The organism is Megasphaera sp. UBA4233, from assembly GCF_002395615.1.
GTDB classification, from domain to species: domain Bacteria; phylum Bacillota; class Negativicutes; order Veillonellales; family Megasphaeraceae; genus Megasphaera; species Megasphaera hexanoica.
This window is the reverse complement of the sequence record NZ_DGXL01000014.1, coordinates 162,712-181,215: the sequence shown is the minus strand read 5'-3', so window position 1 is coordinate 181,215 and position 18,504 is coordinate 162,712. Positions and strand designations below refer to the sequence as shown.

Below are 18,504 nucleotides of genomic sequence, written 5' to 3'. Positions count from 1 at the left end.
ACTAATACCCGTAAGAAATATCAAGTTACATACGGAGGAGATAGTTATGACCAGAAAAACAAACGAACGCTATGAATTAAACAAACAGTTGGCACAAATGCTGAAAGGAGGTGTCATTATGGATGTTACAACATCGGAGCAGGCTAAAATCGCTGAAGAAGCCGGTGCCTGTGCGGTCATGGCACTGGAACGCATTCCGGCTGATATACGGGCTGCCGGTGGCGTGTCCCGCATGAGTGATCCATATATGATTAAAGGAATTCAGGATGCCGTTTCAATACCGGTCATGGCAAAATGCCGCATCGGCCATTTCGTAGAAGCCCAGATTCTGGAAGCTATAGAAATTGATTACATCGACGAAAGTGAAGTTTTGTCGCCAGCAGATAATATATATCATATCGATAAAACTAAATTTAATGTACCCTTTGTCTGCGGTGCCCGTAATCTCGGCGAAGCTTTGCGCCGCATAGCGGAAGGGGCATCTATGATCCGCACGAAAGGTGAACCGGGTACAGGCGATGTCGTGCAGGCAGTCAGCCATATGCGGCTCATCAATTCAGAAATCGCGGCCCTTACGGCTAAACGGGATGATGAACTGTATGAAGCAGCCAAATCGTTGCAGGTACCTTACCATTTAGTTAAATACGTTCACGATGAAGGCAGACTGCCTGTCGTTAATTTTGCAGCCGGCGGGATAGCGACTCCTGCTGATGCGGCACTCATGATGCAGCTCGGTGCGGAAGGTGTCTTTGTAGGGTCGGGTATATTTAAATCGGGCAATCCGGCCAAACGGGCCCGGGCTATCGTTCAGGCCGTGACAAACTATCAGAATCCGGAAATATTGGCAAAATTATCCGAAAATCTTGGAGAAGCCATGGTCGGCATCAATGAAGAAGAAATAAAAATTCTCATGGCAGAACGGGGGCAGTGATGATGAAACCCGTGACGATTGGCATACTGGCCGTTCAGGGGGCCTTTATCGAACACCGGTATATGCTGGAATCTCTGGGTGCCCGGTGTGTTGAATTGCGAAATAAAGAGAATCTGGCCATTCCACTGGATGGACTAGTCCTGCCAGGTGGGGAAAGTACCGTTCAGGGGCGTATTCTCAGGGATGAAGGCATGTTCGGAATATTACAGCAGAAAATCCGGGACGGACTGCCGGTCCTTGCCACCTGTGCCGGCCTGATTCTTCTGGCAGATCATTTGAGCAATGACCGGGCGTCTTATTTCCAGACGTTGCCGGTTACGGTGCGGCGCAATGCGTACGGACGGCAGCTCGGCAGTTTTATAACGACGGCACCGGTAAAAGGTATCGGGGACGTACGGATGAATTTTATCCGTGCCCCCTATATTGAGTCCGTTGAACCAGGAGTGGATGTGTTATCTGTTGTCGATGACCATATCGTGGCCGTAGTTTACAAAAATCAGCTGGCACTATCTTTTCATCCTGAAGTCGGTCAGGATACGCGGATCCATGAATTTTTTCTCGACAGGGTCCGGAAGAAAAAAGGATGATTATTGTTTTACCGGAAGTGGTATGATATACGACATAACAAAAGAAGGGCCGCAGCAAAATGACCAGGATAGTTCATTTTGCTGCGGCCCTTTTTTGTATTCAAAATTATTCAAACTGCTGTACCAGGTCCCGGAAGGTATCTTTATGAGACGGATACCAGTCAGTAAAGGCCTGGGAATCGGCGAGGAGACGGTCATTCAGCGCCAGAAAGAATGCCGGCAGATTTTTCGTTGTAATCGTGCCAATCTGTGTGCCCATGACACCCTGACCGATGGCATAACTGCCGCCAGCGTAGATGTCGAACGCTTCTTCCATGGCAGTGCCTGTTTTTTTGCCAGATCCGCGCAATCCCAGTATGGCCAGCTGCTGGACCGTGCAATTAGACGGACATCCGGAAAAATGACATTTTGGCAAAAGCGTCGTGTCTTTGCCACTTTCCCGTAGTACGGTGGCAATACGGACGAATGTACCGTGCGAATCGCGCAGTCCCTGCTGGCATACCGTTGCGCCGATGCAGCTGACCGACTGTTCAAACGGTGTCCGTGCCGTATCACTTACGGTAATATCCGCTATCGCCCGGGCTTCCGGGGCAGTCAGATTGATTATATATGCTGTTTCATCAGCGTTGAGCCGGATTTCGACATCATCCATAGCTGAAAGTGCCGTAAGAAGACGGGTGAATACAGTCATATCCGGCGTACCTCCCAGGGGCTTGTAGGCTACATAGTACAGGCCGGGCTGTTTTTGCTTTCCTATGCGCGGGTCAGACAATATGCGATCGTCATCACTGCCTTTTGTCGACGGTGTCTGCGGTTCAATCGTCAGTCTGTAATCTCCTTCAGAGCGGACTTTTCTGACGGCGTCCCGAACGGCCTTACGGAACGCATCTTCTCCCATGGCTTCCAGAATAAAGCGGGAACGATTGCGGCCGCGGTGGTCATAATCACCATATTTCATATAAATATCGCGGGCATAGGCAAAAATGTAGTAAGACATATCGAGGGGATCGATACCGTGGTCGATGAGAATGCCAAAGCGGGAGCCATTGACGCCGAAACCTCCGCCGGCATAGACATCGAATGTATGGTCCGGGCGGGCTACAAATCCCAGATCTTTAAACGTTGCATGACCTTCGTTGTCCAGGCCGTTTGAAAAGCTGATTTTAAATTTGCGGGGAAGGTTCAGCCTGGGCATGAGATTGATGACAAAGTGGGAAGCCGCTTCAATATAAGGGGTCATATCAAAGTATTCACCCTGTTCGACGCCGTGGAGGGGACTGGCCGTTATATTACGCGGATTATCACTGCCAGCGCCATAACAGTATATGCCGGCATTGAAGCATTCCTGATATAAAGCAAGAAGGTTTTCTTCAGATAAATGATGAATCTGGAGAGCTTCGCCTGTCGTGAAATGAATCAGGTCTAAGGGATATCGCCCGAGTATATCTTTTAAAAAGAGAATATGTTTTTTCCGGATGGCACCGCCGGAAAAGCGCAGACGCAGCATAGAACTCTGCCCGCCCCGTTCACCATAGCTTCCAAACTTGCCAGACGTGCCCTTGTATTTGGCAGGCGGCAGCTCTTTGGCATAGAAAGCATGGCAGGCTTCTTTAAACAGAGGGAAGCGGCCCTGTATTTCTGATTTCGTTTCCTGAGAAATATCGGTCATGGAAAGGCTCCTTTCGAAAAAGAAAGTGTAATACTGAACATAGTATACCAGAATCCCCGATGTGTGGATATACCATAATTTTCGATAGAAGTAGAAAGTTTTACATAGAAGCAACGGGATATATAGGAAATCTTTACAAAGGCGATTCACAATAGATGTGTTCGTGCAGAAGGAGGGGTTATATGAAGCAAGTTTTTTTCTCTTCCACGCTGATGTGGAGTGCACCTTTGCAGGATATGGCACAGGTCGTCCGGGACCATCAGCTGGCAGGGATAGAAGTATGGGCACAGCATTTTTTCTATCATCAGTACGACCGGAATGTTTATAGAGAATATGCCAGGAAATTCCAGATGAAAACTTTTGTGCACAGCTGCAGCTGGGATTTGAACCTGGCTTCACTCAATGAGGGAATACGGCAGGCTTCTGTTCAGGAAGTCATAGCTTCGCTGCATCTGGCCAGAGACCTGGAAGCTTCTGAAGTGACGGTTCATCCTGGACATATGACTATGCCATTCTGGCCCAGAACCAGCGTGGCCCTGTTTCATCAATCGCTGGAACAGATTGCCGAAGCATCTCATGTTTTAGCAATCCCCGTATCACTGGAAATTATGGAGAAGATTCCGAAAGAGTTCGTCACATCTGTTGAGGCTATGGAGAACGCAGCAGGAGATTTATTTGATGCATTTTATTATACATTGGATACGGCCCACTGTGACAGTACAGCGGAAATCCGTCGCATATTGAATGAGATGCCACGGCTGTCTAAGATACATATCAGCAACCGTCAGGGTCCCGTATATCATACGCCCCTTAGGGAAGGAGATTATGACTTCATGAAACTGCTGCCCGTTTTATACAGCCGGCAGCTGCCATTGGTCGTAGAAGGGTTTGATGCCGGTACCGGCTACACGATATTACACAAAAATCTTGATTTCTTACATGAGGAGGAACAACATGAATACATGGATAAAAAAAACCTGCGGTCTCTTACTGACCGGTGTTACGCTGTTTAGTCTTGCAGGCTGCGGAGGAAGCGGGGAACAGTCATCGGCTGCCAAAGACGACCTTAAAGGGGAAGTCGTCCTCTATACGTCCCAGCCGGAAAAAGATGCCCAGAAGCTGATAGAAGCGTTTAACAAGGAACATCCTGACGTCAAAGTCAGTGTATTCCGGTCTGGCACGGAAGAAGTCATCAGCAAAGTCATGGCAGAACAATCGGCCGGCGATATCAAAGCGGATGTGCTGCTGGTCGCCGATAATGTGACCTTTGAATCTCTGAAAAATAAAGATATGCTGGAAGCTTATGAATCGCCGGAACTGTCCGGTATTCCCAGTCAGTTCATCGATAAGGACCACATGTATACGGGAACGAAAGTCATCACGACGGGCATTATGGTCAATACGGATAAAGCCAAAGAACAGCCGGCTGCTTTTGCCGATTTGACAAAAACGGCGATGAAAGACGAAGTATCCATGCCGAGCCCGCTATATTCCGGCGCGGCTGCCTATAACCTGAGCCTGCTTACCCGGACAAACGGCCTGGGCTGGGACTGGTATAATGCCCTGAAAGCCAATGGCGTTAAAGTCGATAAGGGAAATGGTTCCGTTCAGAAAGCTGTCGTTTCTGGTGAAAAAGCTTACGGTATCGTTGCCGATTTCATGGCTAACCGGTCCCGGAAAGACGGAGCGCCTGTCACCTTCATTTATCCGTCGGAAGGATCTCCTGCCGTAACCGAACCAATCGGCCTGATAAAGAATGCCAAACATAAAAAAGCAGCCCAGGCTTTTATCGATTTCGTACTGTCTAAAAAGGGACAGGAACTGGCTGCCAGCATCGGATATACGCCGATCAAAGAAGGAGTCGCTGCTCCGGAAGGTTTGAAATCGATTACGGATATCCATGTACTGTCTGGCGACGTGACGACACTCTTTACCAACCGTGAAGCCGATAAAAAACAGTTCAGCAGCATCTTCTCATAAAGGGGGACTTCCATTGTTATCCTCAAAGATACAGCGGCCGATAGTACGACTGGTGTTCTACAGCCTTCTGTGTTTTGTCTTTGTGGCTCCGGTCCTGCGCCTCTGCGTCATGAGTTTTCATGGCGCAGATGGCTATAGTCTGGCCAATTTCATTACCTTGTTCCATGACCAGCGGACGTGGGAAGCCATAAAAAATACATTGATCATTTCCATTGCGTCGACGATTATGGCTGCCTTTGTGGGCAGTTTCCTTGCTTTTGTGTCAGCCTATACCAATATCCGTCACAAAAAGCTGCTGGAACTGCTCATTCTCATGCCGTTCATTATCCCGTCTTATATCGTGACGCTGTCCTGGTCAGGCCTTTTGCTGAAGCAAGGCCATATTAATACGTTTATGACATCACTGGGGCTTGCCCCGCTCGATTTATACAGTCTGACCGGCATATGGGTTGTCCTGGGGTTCATCAATATTCCCGTTGTCTATCTCAGCGTCGTCCACATGCTGCGCAAGATACCTGCAGAGATGGAATGGGCCTCCCGTGCCTGCGGCTTTACTATCTGGCAGACTATATGGCGCATTGACCTGCGGGAAGTCTGGCCAGCTATCGCCAGTGGCAGTTTGTTGGCATTCCTGGCTGCTATTGATAACTTTGCCGTGCCGGCCTTTCTGGGCATTTCATCGGGGATTCCCGTACTCAGTACGTACATCTACGAAAAGGCCATCAGTTTCGGACCCGATGCATTTCCCATGGCAGCCGCGTTGTCTGTCCTGTTGTCGTGTATCGCCATTGGCGGGACACTGTTGGAAAGCTGCTTTGTCCATAGCCGCAGCGCCATGGAATCCATTAAAGAAGATTTCCAGCCCCGCATCATCCTGAACGGCAGCAGACGAAAGATTTTGGAGTGGGGTGTCACGGGGCTGCTCAGCCTTCTCAACTTCGTTCCATTAGCTGATATGATTCTCAACGCGTTCTTGAAAAATTATGGCCTTGCCGTGACCTATAGTAATATATCGTTGCGTAATTTTTCCTTTGTCTTTACCAATACGGGCGTTCTTACGGCTGTCCGCAACAGCCTGATTCTGGCACTGGTCACCTGTCTGGTATGCATCGTGATCGGTACGGTCCTGGCATTCCGTCAAGTGCGTTGCCATAGTCTGGCCGCTGCAATTGCTGAAAAATGCGCAGCCCTGACCTATGCACTGCCGGGCATTGTCCTGGCTCTGGCCATGATTTTCCAGTGGACGGAACCGCTCCCCGGGGTCCGGCCCCAGCTCTATGGGACAATCTACATCCTTCTTATTGCGTACATCACGCGTTACCTGATTCTTCAGATAAAGAGCAGTAAGACTGCACTGAATGCCATTAATCCCGAACTGGAGGATGCTGTCCGTGCCAGCGGCGGTTCTATGCTGTCAGTCTGGCGCTATGTGCTGGTGCCCCTGCTGATGCGGCCTGTCCTTTCCGGTTCGTTTCTCATATTCGGCCTGTCCCTGACCGAACTAACCTTATCGTCTATTCTGGCCAGTGCCGGTACAAAGACCATCGGCCTTACGATTTTCAGTTTTCAGCAGGCCGGCGATTACAGCCTGTCGGCGGCCATGTCCACCGTCGTCGTGTTACTGCTCCTTGGCGGATATATGCTGGCCTGGGCTACATCTTTAAAAAAGAAGGAGAAAAACGTGTATGAGCTTGCATCTCGAACACATAAAACAGAAATTCGGCAGCACGCCAGTGCTTAATGATATTAATCTGGTTATCAGACCGTCAGAATTCCTTGCTATCCTCGGCCCGTCCGGTTGTGGCAAGACGACATTGCTGCGGATTATCGGCGGCTTCCTGAAACCTACCTCTGGCACAGTACGCCTCGATGGCACGGTCTATTCTGATTCATCAGTCATGGTTCCCATTGAAAACAGAGACCTTGGCATGGTGTTCCAGTCCTTTGCCCTGTGGCCACACATGACTGTGCGGGAACATGTGGAATTTCCCCTGAAGAGCCGTAAAAAAGCAGGCTGGCCGGCAGAGAAAAAAGAAGCCGCTGTCGCCCAGGCCATCCATGATATGGGACTCGATGCATTGGCCGACCGCTATCCCGGGGAACTGTCCGGTGGCCAGCGCCAGCGCGTATCCCTGGCCCGGGCTATCGTCAGCAAGCCGTCCATCCTGCTTATGGATGAACCTCTGAGTGCTCTCGATGCCGAACTTAAAATCAATATGCGCAAAGAAATCCAGGACATACACCGCCGTACGGGCGCCATTATCATATACGTCACGCACGATCAGAGCGAAGCCCTGGCGATGGCAGACCGCATTCTGGTCATGCGTTACGGCGTCATCGAACAACTGGGAACACCGGAAGAAATTTATACTCACCCGGAAAGCGAATTCGTCGCTACCTTCGTCAGCAAATGTAATCTCCTTCATGGCACCTGGCAGGGGAGTGATTTTCATGTGGCGGGACATCCTTTCGTATATCCTGATACGGGTATTGCCTGTCCTTTAAAAGAAAAAGGCCTCTATCCCGTCCGGCCGGAACAATTCCATATCACCTATGATGGGCCGGGACTGGAAGCGACCATAACGAACCGGCAGTTTCACGGCAGGGAAATACACTACGCCGTCACCTGTGGTAAAGAAGAATTCCAAGTTTTTGCCCGGTCAGGAGAAGTATTTTTCCCCGGCGAATCGGTACGGCTCGTATTTACAGCGTGAAAAGAGGAAAGCATATGAATTATTTATTTGATCTGCATACCCATACGCTGGCCAGTGGCCACGCCTATGGTTCCTTTACGGATAATATTGCTGCGGCCAGGAAACGGGGCCTCTGGGGTCTGGGGGTATCAGAACATTCCAGTTCCATGCCCGGTGCGCCGCAGCCTATCTTTTTTACCAATTTTAAAGTAATCCCTGACATCATCGATGGACTGCACGTCTTTACAGGAATGGAACTAAATATTATTGATTATGATGGACGTGTCGATATGGAAGAACGCATATTGCAGAAAGTCGATTACATCATTGCCAGTCTCCATAAAGACTGCATCCAGTCCGGATCGGTAGAGGAGAACACATCGGCACTTATCGAGGCTATGAAAAATCCCTATGTTAAAATTCTGGGGCATCCTGACGATGACCGCTTTCCTGTCGATTATGAAAGACTCGTAGAGGCGGCTTCCCACGAACATATTGCCATGGAAATCAATAATAGTTCTGCTTCGCCACGTAACGGGCGTACCGGTGCAGAAAAAAATATTCCTGTGCTGCTGAAATATTGTCAGCAGTGTCAGGTTCCTGTCATTGCCGGCAGTGACGCGCATATATGGCTCGATGTCGGAGATTTGCAGCGGTCGGACGCCTTTTTGCAAGACGCCTGTTTTCCTGAATCTCTCGTTCTGAATGCGACGAAAGAAGGCTTATTATACGTTCTCAACGATACGCCGAGACGGAAGCGGCTTGCTGCCAGCCTGTCTGAATAGATGGTGTAGTGAACACCGGGAATATAAAAAAACAAAAGAATGGGATGGAAAAGTGTAGCACCTTTTTATATTGCAACGCTTATCGAGCGGGTATATAATGAGATTTGCTTTGATGGTTTGATGTATCATTTCATTTAAAAGCAGTAATGTATGAAGAGGAGGCTTTTCTATGTCATCTAAATTAGGCACAATCTGTATTGTGCTGACAGCAATTGCCTTCGGGACCATGGAAATCTCGTTGAAAATCGCTGGCACTGCTTTTACCCCCTTTCAATTGACCTTTCTTCGTTTTCTCGTCGGTGGGCTGCTGTTGATGCCATTGGCACTGCGGGATATGAAGAAGCGCCATATCCATCTGAATCGTTCTGATATAGCTTATCTGGCTGTGCTGGGGCTGGTCAATATTTGTTTCAGCATGATTTTGTTCCAGATTGGGGTCAATATGGCCAATGCCGGTCTTGCGGCTATCGTCTTTTCCAGTAATCCTGTCTTTGTTATGATTTTTTCGTATTTTATCATTCATGAAGCATTTACCCGCAAAAAGGCAATTACCCTGGTCCTGAGTATCGTCGGTCTGATTATCGTGGCCAATCCCGTAGCCATTATCGAAAGCGGCAATTTCGGGCTGCTCGTTTCGGCTGCGGCAGCTGTTTCCTTTGCCCTCTATACGACACTTGGTAAGCTGCGTATTGCCAAATTGGGCGGCAATGTAGAAAATGCCTTCAGTTTCCTTCTGGGCTGCTTTTTCCTGTTCTTTATCCTCCTGTTTCACGGCGATCCTATCCTGGGCGGCATCAATTCCAGTACTATCTGGCCGCTCATTTATTGCTCCCTCGTCGTTACCGGTTTCGGGTACCTGTGCTTCATGAAAGCAATTGAACTGACTGGCCCTTCTAATGCATCTTTTGCCTTCTTCATTAAACCAGTCATCGCGTTGATCCTGTCGGCGATTATTCTGTCGGAACCGATTACAATGAACGCTGTCATCGGTCTGGTTCTCATCCTTCTGGGCTGTACCATGGCAGGGCCTATCGAACATCTCCTGTTCCGCCATCATGCGGTCGGTGAAATCGAAGGGCGTAAGAATCATCCGGCGTGGATACGGGAAAATGCAGAATGCCCGCTGGTCATCACTATTTCCCGGGAATTCGGCAGTGGCGGCCGCAATATAGGCAAACTCGTAGCCCGCAAGCTGGGCGTGCCCTACTATGACACGGCTATTCTCAATATGACACGGAAAGAACATCCCCAGACATTCGAAGCCTGGCGCAGGGAAAAAGACAATCATCTCGGTCCGCTCCTGGCTAAAGTCTACGATGATTACGTCCATTATTCGACAGGGTATGAATCGAAGCGGCAGGAGATGTTTAATGATGAATCCGATGTCATCCGGGAACTAACCAACGGTAAATCCTGCGTTATCGTCGGGCGGCTGGCAAACTATATCCTGCGCAAGCGTCCCAATACATTTAATGTATTTATTTCTTCTGATCCGGACTGGGCTGTGCAGCGCATCATGCTGCGCGAACACGTCGATGCCGATACGGCTATGAAAATCCGCAACCGCGTCAACAAGGAACGGCGCGACCACTGCATGTATTGTACTGATTCCTACTGGGGATATGGGGCCAATTACGATATGAGCCTGAAATCCAGCGATTACGGTGTCGTAAAGACAGCAGACCTCATCCTGGCAGCAGCACAGCATCGTCTTACCATTTCGAAGGACGAACTCAATCCTGTTACAAAGGACAATGCCCGGGATGAAAAAACAACAGCTGTGCCCGAAGCCTGATACGGTATAGGTGTTACCGGGCAGGGAAAATTTCTTTTGAAAAAGACTTGCATTATCCTGCTATATCGGGTATACTATCTTACGTCAAATAAAATATAGTTCCATCAAGAGACGGCGGAGGGACTGGCCCTGTGATGCCGCAGCAACCTTCATCTATTGAAAGGTGCTAAATCCAACAGTGTATATACTGGCAGATGGGTATACGTAGCCCCCTCTTGTCAGAGAGGGCTTTTTTTTACATACGTATCAAATGGAACTAAAAAAGTTAAGGAGGATATACAAATGGCTAAAAACCGCGAATTCTTTACTTCTGAATCCGTTACTGAAGGTCATCCTGATAAGATGGCTGACCAGATTTCCGACAGCATCCTTGATGCCATCCTGGCAAAAGACAAAAATGCCCGCGTTGCCTGCGAAACGCTGGTAACGACTGGCATGGTCCATGTCGTAGGTGAAATTTCCACTACCTGCTATGTCGATATTCCCCATATCGTCCGCGAAACAATCCGTGAAATCGGTTACACGCGGGCTAAATACGGCTTTGACTGCGATACATGCGGCATCCTCGTATCCCTTGACGAACAGTCTTCAGATATTGCTATGGGCGTCGATGAAGCTCTGGAAGCAAAAGAAGGGCAGAAGGATAAATTTGATATGATTGGTGCCGGTGACCAGGGTATGATGTTCGGCTACGCTACTAATGAAACGGACGATTACATGCCACTGCCGATTTCCCTGGCACACCGTCTGGCACGCCGCCTGGCGAAGGTCCGCAAGGATGGCACGCTGTCTTATCTCCGTCCCGATGGAAAGACACAGGTCACGGTCGAATACGATAACGGCAAGCCGGTCCGCATCGATACCATTGTCATTTCGGCACAACACAGCCCGGAAGTAACACGGGATCAGATTGAAAAAGATCTTCTCGAATACGTCATCAAGCCGGAACTTCCTGAAGGCCTGTTCGATGACAAGACAAAACTGTATATTAATCCGACGGGACGTTTCGTCATCGGCGGCCCCCAGGGTGATTCGGGCCTCACGGGACGGAAAATCATCGTCGATACGTACGGCGGCATGGCCCGTCATGGCGGCGGATGCTTCTCTGGCAAGGACCCCACAAAAGTCGACCGTTCGGCCGCTTATGCAGCCCGTTATGTAGCCAAGAATATCGTTGCCGCAGGCCTTGCTGATAAAGTCGAAATCCAGCTGGCTTATGCCATCGGCGTTGCCCGCCCTGTTTCTATCCACGTCGAAACGTTCGGTACCGGCAAGGTCGATAACGATATCATCGTCAGCCTGATCAACAAACACTTTGACCTCCGCCCGGCCGGCATCATCGAAATGCTCGACCTGCAGCGTCCGATTTACAAACAGACCGCTGCTTATGGTCACTTTGGCCGCAACGATCTGGACCTTCCCTGGGAAAAGACCGATAAGGCCGATATCCTCCGTAAAGAAGCCGGATTATAATAGGCAATCATCCTTGATGTCTGCCTGAGGAAAGTGTATGACTTCACTTTCTACAGTACTTTACGGATTGACAAATATGCTCTTTTTGAGTATAATTTCAATGTGTGCAGTAAAGCACTCCCTAACATACATTTGGAGGGAGGGATATAGAATGGCAGAAATCAAAGTTGGTAAAAATGAATCCTTGGACAGCGCACTGCGCCGTTTCAAACGTTCTTGCCAAAAAGCAGGTGTTCTTTCCGAAGTCCGGAAACGCGAACACTATGAAAAACCGAGCGTACGGAGAAAGAAAAAATCTGAAGCAGCACGGAAACGGAAGTATAGAGCATAATCGCAAAGAGTAGAAGGGTGATATCATGTCTCTGAAAGAAGAACTGCTTCAAGATATGAAAACGGCAATGAAAGCGAAAGAAGCTGGTAAGACGGCTCTTTCCGTCATACGCATGGTCCGTAATTCCATTAGAAATACGGAAATCAATGGTAAATGCGAACTGGATGATGCCGGTGTGGCAGCAGTCATTGCCAAAGAAATGAAACAGCGCAAAGAATCGCTGGCTGAATTTGAAAAAGCCGGCCGTACTGACCTGGCAGACCAGACAAAGGCTGAAATGGCCGTTCTGGAAAAGTATATGCCAAAACAGCTGACGGAAGATGAAGTTGCGCAAATCGTCCGTGACACCATTGCCGGGCAGGATGCGTCGTCTCTTAAGATGGGCGATGTCATGAAGCTCGTCATGCCGAAAGTCAAGGGCAAAGCCGACGGGAAGGTCGTTTCCCAGACCGTCAAAAAAATCTTACAAAACAAGTAGTGAATTTATCATAAATCGCTTGACAAATCCGCTGATTGATTGTAATATTTAACCATGATTTAGACAACAAAATAAGTCATGAATCAAGTCAAAGAAGACTTCAAACCAAATTTTTGGGGAGAAGTCTTTTTTATTTGTTAAGGAGGAATTGGGTATGGTAAAAGAAGATTTAGTTTATGTCATTCCTGCAGGTCAGTATGGTAAAGAAGGGGTATTGGCCCTGCTCGAACAGCATCCGGAAATCAAATTTGTATCTCTCGTAGGCGTCGATCTCGCCGGCAATGATACCGATGAAAAGATTCCTATTTCTACGTTCTTTGATGACTATGATGATTTCTTCAATGCAACGGCTTTCCAGACAGATGGTTCTTCCGTCGTCCTGCCGGGTATTGCAACGCTTTCCAATGCCCGTGTTGATATCAAGGCTGACCCCGGTGTAAACTGGTTCGTCGATTATAACGATGGCAACATCGATTATGCAACAGGCAAGCCGGTTGGTACTCTCCGTATCCCCAGCTTTCTGCGTCATGCAACGGGCTATATCGATTCCCGTTCCATTCTCCGCAACACATTGAATTATGTTAATGATGAACTTCTGGCAGTCATCAAAAAATACGGCGTCAAAGGCCTGACCATTAATACTGACGATATCGAAAAAATCGTATTTACGACGGCAACCGAACTGGAATTCTGGGTCAAGACCCCGAGCCAGGAAGTGGCAACACGCAGCCTTTCCGTTACACAGAAACTGCAGGAATCGTATTGGCAGCGTACACACGGCGTAGTCCGTACAGCTTTGGAACAGGCTGTTGAACGCCTCCGTCTCTATGGCCTCGAACCAGAAATGGGTCATAAAGAAGTCGGTGGTATCAAAGCCCAGATTGATGATTCCGGTAATCTGATTTACGTTCTCGAACAGCTCGAAATCGACTGGAAATACACAGGCGATCCCGTACAGACGGCTGATAACGAAATCCAGGCCCGTGTCATCGTCCGTGAAGTATTCCGTGAAAACGGTCTTGAAGTTACGTTCCAGGCTAAACCGATTCAGGGCGTTGCCGGCAGTGGCGAACACACCCATATCGGCATCGGTGCCATCATGAAGAACGGTAAATTCGTCAACCTCTACAATCCTGATGACATGTCCCAGGAATTCCTGTCTGCTCTCGGCTATGGTGCTATCATGGGCATCCTGAAACATTACGAAGTCATCAATCCGTTCGTTTCTTCGACAAACGATGCCCTCAATCGTCTCAAACCGGGCTTTGAAGCTCCGGTCTGCATCGTAACAGCCCTCGGTGGCGAAACACCGGCTGTACAGTCCCGTAACCGTTCGGTCCTCATCGGCCTGATCCGCAATACGATGAAACCGGCTGCTACCCGTTTCGAACTGCGTGCTCCTAACGCTTTCACTAATACTTATATTGCCATTTCCCTGTTGTATATTGCCGCTCTCGACGGTATCAAATATACCCTGTCCAGTGGCAAGACACCGGCTGAATTATGTGCCGAACTTTCGAAGAAACCGGGCGATGACGCCGATTACCTTGAAAAAGACCGTGCATACCGCAGCGAAGTCGATGTATTTGAAGCCTTTACCGATGAAGAACGGGCTGACATGTTTGGCAAGGCTCCGAAGACCGTCTGGGAAAACTTCAAAGCTCTCGACGAATATCCGGAAAAACTGGCAGAAATTACCAAAGGTGCCTTTGAAAAACGTTTCGTAGAATCGTTTAAACTGGGCGCTCTTACCCGCTGGGCTCTGGAACTCCAGTACCGCATCATCCCGGACAACCTGGAAAAGGTCATCGCATGCAAACAGCTTCATACAGAAGCCGATTCCAACCCGCTGGAAGTTGAACGCTGGAAGATCATCAACACGCTCCGTACCGAACTGGGCCGCGATACGGAAAAGAACCTGTCTATCTTCTCCAAAATCAAAAAAGCCCTGGCTGTCAAAGATTATGATACGGCTTCCGACCTGATGGTCATCATGAACGACAAGATGGATGAATTGCTGAATCTGTATTATGAATACAGCCACAATGCATTCTAATAAACGTTGCAGTCTGTGATGCAGTAATACTGTATAAAGTAAACACCTGTCTTATGGGAGAATTATCTCATAAGGCAGGTGTTTTTGCGTCGTACGGCCATTGTCTCTCAAGCGGAACAGGTATTCAGCCAAAAGAACAGAAAGTTATTTATCTAATATACGCATATTGACTGGAGAAATAAGATATTTCTATTCACAATATGTATCAATAACCTGTATTAAAGTACAGGTTATTTTTTTTTGAAATTTAGTATCCTATATGTAGATAAATAGAACTAAAAAAATAACAAAAGAATGCCCACGATGAATCATTTTGTAAAGGAGGTTGTATTATGGGTTTAATTAAAGCAGCAATGGGTGCGGCAGGTGGCGTCCTGGCCGACCAGTGGAAAGAGTTTTTCTATTGTGACAGTATGCCTGCAGACGTCCTGATGATGAAAGGGCAGAAGCGGATTAGTTCCCGTGGCCGCAGTTCCAATACGAGCGGGGAAGACAACATCATTTCTAATGGCTCGAAAATTGCCGTCAATAACGGACAGTGTATGATGATTGTCGAATCGGGCAAGGTCGTCGATCTCTGCAACGAGCCGGGCGAGTATATTTATGATAAATCTACGGAGCCATCTATTTTTACAGGTGATCTCAAGCAGGGACTCAAAGACATGTGGGGACAGATGAAGGAACGATTTACCTTTGGTGGCGATACGGGGAAAGATCAGCGTGTCTACTATTTCAACATGAAAGAACTGGTCGGTAATAAATACGGTACGCCCCAGGAAGTTCCTTTCAAGATGAAAGATCCCGATACGGGGCAGATTCTTCTGATTCGTCTGCGTTGTTTTGGCGAATATAGTTATCATATCGTCGATCCCGTCCTGTTCTATACGAATATAGCGAGCAATGTCGACGACAGGTATGAACGCAGCCAGATTGACAGCCAGTTGAAATCGGAACTGCTCAATGCGCTGCAGCCGGCTTTCGCCAGGCTGAGCGCCCAGAGGATTGACTACGTCGAACTGCCGGGACGGACGTTTGAAATCGCCGATGCCCTGAATGAGGTCCTGTCCAAACGATGGCGGGAACTGCGCGGTCTGGAAATCGTATCCTTTGGCATCAACAGTATCAAAGCTAATGAAGAAGATGAAGCGAAAATCCAGAAAGTACAGATGGGTAAGACGCTGTCAGATCCGTCCCTGGCCATGGGAGCTATGGCTGATGCCACCAGCGATTCCATGCGTATGGCCGCCCAGAATGAAGGTGCCGGCGGTGCAGCTTTTGGTTTCATGAACATGAGTATGGCCGGCAATGCCGGTGCCGGCATGTATCAGCAGATGGCTCAGCAGCAGGAGCTGATGAACCGGCGGCAACGACTGATGGACCCGCAGCAGTTCGAAGCGGAACGGGTCGTAGCTGCGCAGGCAGGCGGAGCGATGGCGGCCGGTACGGCAGGCAGCTGGACCTGCCCGCAATGCGGCACGGCGAACCAGGGCAAGTTCTGCCTCAACTGCGGAACGAAGAAACCGGAACCTAAACCGGCTGAAGGTATGTGGGACTGTGGCTGTGGACAGAAAGGCAATACGGGAAAATTCTGTGAAAATTGTGGCAAGCCCCGTCCGGAACAGAAAAAAGATGCCGATGGATGGACCTGCCCGCAGTGCGGCGCTGTCAATCAGGGCAAGTTCTGTATGGAATGCGGTACGAAAAAGCCGGCTGATGCCCCTCTTTTCAAATGCGATAAATGTGGCTGGCAGCCGCCGGATCCCCATCATCCGCCAAAATTCTGCCCTCAGTGCGGCGATCCTTTTGATGACAACGATAAACAGTGACGTATGAAATGAGGTGAGATTATGGCTAATACCTCTGTGGGATATACATGCCCCAATTGTGGAGGGCCTCTGGAATTTGCTCCTGGTACCGCCAAGGTAACCTGTCCGTATTGTGATACGGAATTCGAAGTTGCCAAAATCGAAGAATTGTTTGCAAAGCAAGAAAAGATGGCGGCAGAAGCCCAGGCTGCAAAGGAAGCTAAATGGGATACGGCAAATGCCGGCAGTGAATGGAGCGAAGACGAAGCGGCCCAACTGCAGATTTTCACTTGTTCGTCCTGTGGTGCTGAAATCGTCAGTGATAGCAATACAATGGCGACAGAATGCTGTTATTGTGGCAATCCTACCATGCTGCCCAGTCGTTTCTCGGGGATGCTCAAGCCGGACTTTGTCATCCCCTTTACAAAGACAAAAGAAGATGCCATAGCAGCATTAAATGCGTTTTATAAGGGAAAGCGGCTCCTGCCAAAAGCTTTTACGGCCCATAACCGCGTAGAAGCCATCCAGCCCATGTACGTGCCCTTCTGGCTCTTTGATTCCGAAGTGACGGCGTCGGCTGAATTCAAGGCAGAGACTGATACGGTCTATGAAACGAAAGACGAACGCATCACTGAGACCAGCGTCTACCGCTGCGACCGCAAGGGGACTATGCGCTTCCAGCGTATCCCCGTCGATGGCAGCCAGAAGATGGATGACACGTACATGGAAAGCATCGAACCTTACGATTATGATGGCATGAAAGATTTCAGCAGTGTCTACCTGACGGGATGCCTTGCCGATAAATACGATGTCGATGCTGAAGCAGCCGTACCCCGGGCAGATGAACGGGTCCGCCAGAGCGCCATCGGTGTCCTCGAAGATACCGTCGAAGGGTATGACCGGGTAGAACTCAAAGAAGATGTCATCAGCAAAGATAAAGGAGCTGTGTCCTACGCCATGGCGCCGGTGTGGATTTTGACGACGCGTTACCAGGACCAGCCGTATACGTTCATGATGAACGGCCAGACCGGCAAGATGATCGGCAGCCTGCCCTATGACAAGCAGAAAGCTAATCTGTACTGGGCCGGCAGCTCTCTGATCTTGACAGTGATTTTTTACTTCATCGCCAAGTTGTTCGTATAAGGAGGGATAGTCATGAAAGGATATGTAACGAAATGTATGCTGTTCCTTGTCTGCCTGTTCTTCCTGACGATGAACGCCCTGGCTGCCAATCCGTCCAGCCTGGCTGACGGGGCTCAGCTCTTAAAGGGAAGTGAACGCATTGCCGTGTTAAATGAAATCGGCAATGTCGAAAAGAAATATGGCGTGCGCCTGGCTGTCGTCACGGTCGCCTCGACGAAGCAAGTGAAAATCGGTGACTATGCCAATCAGATTCTGGACAGCACCTATAAGGACGGAAAGAATGGCAATATGGTCCTGGTCCTGGCCATGGATACACGCGATTACTACATCGCTACAGATAAGACCATGCGCCAGCGCATCACGGATAAAGGCGGCATACCGGCACTGGAAGAACAATTCCTGCCTCTGCTGAAAGAAAAGAAATATGCCGATGCTTTCAAAGCGTATGCGTCGGAGTCTGGTGAACTGCTGGCTTATTATGAAGCCAATGGCAAGGCCTACGATCCTCATGACCAGTTCAGTGTTACGGCCCTGGCCATCGCCCTGGTCCTCGGTATCGGCGGTGGCTTCCTCATCCGGCGCTATCTCATTAGTACCATGAGCAATGTCGCCCCGGCCCTGGCGGCTTCGGCCTACCTTGATGAAGACAGTTTCGACCTCGTAGAGAAGGACGATACCTTCCTGTTCATGAACGTGTCCCGCGTAGCCAAAGCCAAAAAAGAAGAACGCCACGATAGCACCGACAGCAGTCACGGTGGCGGAGGAGGGAAGTTTTAAA

General features: G+C 49.1%; 16 protein-coding genes and 1 riboswitch. Of the genes, 15 read left to right on the top strand and 1 reads right to left on the bottom strand.

Annotated features, from left to right (window positions below):
- The first annotated feature begins 46 nt into the window (after positions 1-46).
- Complete coding sequence (gene pdxS / locus B2U90_RS03930) at positions 47-931, top strand: pyridoxal 5'-phosphate synthase lyase subunit PdxS (RefSeq protein WP_150824401.1); 885 nt, start codon at positions 47-49, stop codon at positions 929-931.
- Positions 931-1,518 carry a pyridoxal 5'-phosphate synthase glutaminase subunit PdxT gene (gene pdxT / locus B2U90_RS03925; RefSeq protein WP_200817442.1) on the top strand — a complete coding sequence of 196 codons (588 nt, stop codon included), beginning with the start codon at positions 931-933 and terminating at the stop codon, positions 1,516-1,518. Before pdxS ends, pdxT begins: the two co-directional genes overlap by 1 nt.
- A 106-nt stretch (positions 1,519-1,624) precedes the next feature.
- On the opposite strand, the gene B2U90_RS03920 is transcribed toward pdxT, so the two are convergent.
- Positions 1,625-3,187, bottom strand: coding sequence for a nitrite/sulfite reductase (locus B2U90_RS03920; protein ID WP_292017155.1), 1,563 nt, complete (start codon positions 3,185-3,187; stop codon positions 1,625-1,627).
- Positions 3,188-3,369: 182 nt separating this feature from the next.
- Here B2U90_RS03920 and B2U90_RS03915 point away from each other — a divergent pair, with 182 nt between their 5' ends.
- The 13 genes from B2U90_RS03915 (at position 3,370) to B2U90_RS03855 (ending at position 18,503) form a co-directional block, all read left to right on the top strand.
- Positions 3,370-4,200, top strand: a complete 831-nt coding sequence (locus B2U90_RS03915) for a sugar phosphate isomerase/epimerase family protein (protein WP_075582320.1) — start codon at positions 3,370-3,372, stop codon at positions 4,198-4,200.
- Positions 4,142-5,167: an ABC transporter substrate-binding protein gene (locus B2U90_RS03910; protein WP_292017154.1), complete on the top strand. Its 1,026-nt coding sequence runs from the start codon at positions 4,142-4,144 to the stop codon at positions 5,165-5,167. The genes B2U90_RS03915 and B2U90_RS03910 overlap by 59 nt, the downstream gene beginning before the upstream one ends.
- Before the next feature lie 13 nt (positions 5,168-5,180).
- A complete protein-coding gene (locus B2U90_RS03905; protein ID WP_292017153.1) occupies positions 5,181-6,908 on the top strand; it encodes an ABC transporter permease in 1,728 nt (575 codons plus the stop codon).
- Positions 6,853-7,881, top strand: coding sequence for an ABC transporter ATP-binding protein (locus B2U90_RS03900; protein ID WP_292017152.1), 1,029 nt, complete (start codon positions 6,853-6,855; stop codon positions 7,879-7,881). The genes B2U90_RS03905 and B2U90_RS03900 overlap by 56 nt, the downstream gene beginning before the upstream one ends.
- Before the next feature lie 14 nt (positions 7,882-7,895).
- Positions 7,896-8,645, top strand: coding sequence for a phosphatase (locus tag B2U90_RS03895; protein ID WP_292017151.1), 750 nt, complete (start codon positions 7,896-7,898; stop codon positions 8,643-8,645).
- Between the two features lie 169 nt (positions 8,646-8,814).
- On the top strand, positions 8,815-10,440 hold the full coding sequence (locus B2U90_RS03890) for an EamA family transporter (protein ID WP_292017150.1): 1,626 nt from the start codon (positions 8,815-8,817) through the stop codon (positions 10,438-10,440).
- Between the two features lie 98 nt (positions 10,441-10,538).
- A riboswitch (SAM riboswitch) is annotated at positions 10,539-10,641 on the top strand.
- Positions 10,642-10,722: 81 nt separating this feature from the next.
- Positions 10,723-11,913: a methionine adenosyltransferase gene (gene metK / locus B2U90_RS03885; protein WP_292017149.1), complete on the top strand. Its 1,191-nt coding sequence runs from the start codon at positions 10,723-10,725 to the stop codon at positions 11,911-11,913.
- Positions 11,914-12,064: 151 nt separating this feature from the next.
- Entirely contained in the window at positions 12,065-12,244 is a 180-nt protein-coding gene (gene rpsU, locus B2U90_RS03880) for a 30S ribosomal protein S21 (protein ID WP_059077465.1), read from the top strand.
- A 25-nt stretch (positions 12,245-12,269) separates the two neighbouring features.
- Positions 12,270-12,722, top strand: a complete 453-nt coding sequence (locus tag B2U90_RS03875; RefSeq protein WP_059077466.1) for a GatB/YqeY domain-containing protein — start codon at positions 12,270-12,272, stop codon at positions 12,720-12,722.
- A 154-nt stretch (positions 12,723-12,876) separates the two neighbouring features.
- Positions 12,877-14,778, top strand: a complete 1,902-nt coding sequence (locus tag B2U90_RS03870; RefSeq protein ID WP_059077467.1) for a glutamine synthetase — start codon at positions 12,877-12,879, stop codon at positions 14,776-14,778.
- A 332-nt stretch (positions 14,779-15,110) separates the two neighbouring features.
- Positions 15,111-16,604 carry an SPFH domain-containing protein gene (locus B2U90_RS03865; protein ID WP_113855972.1) on the top strand — a complete coding sequence of 498 codons (1,494 nt, stop codon included), beginning with the start codon at positions 15,111-15,113 and terminating at the stop codon, positions 16,602-16,604.
- Between the two features lie 21 nt (positions 16,605-16,625).
- Entirely contained in the window at positions 16,626-17,726 is a 1,101-nt protein-coding gene (locus tag B2U90_RS03860; protein WP_292017148.1) for a hypothetical protein, read from the top strand.
- 12 nt (positions 17,727-17,738) lie between these two features.
- Positions 17,739-18,503 carry a TPM domain-containing protein gene (locus B2U90_RS03855; protein ID WP_059077470.1) on the top strand — a complete coding sequence of 255 codons (765 nt, stop codon included), beginning with the start codon at positions 17,739-17,741 and terminating at the stop codon, positions 18,501-18,503.
- The last annotated feature ends 1 nt before the right edge of the window (position 18,504 follow it).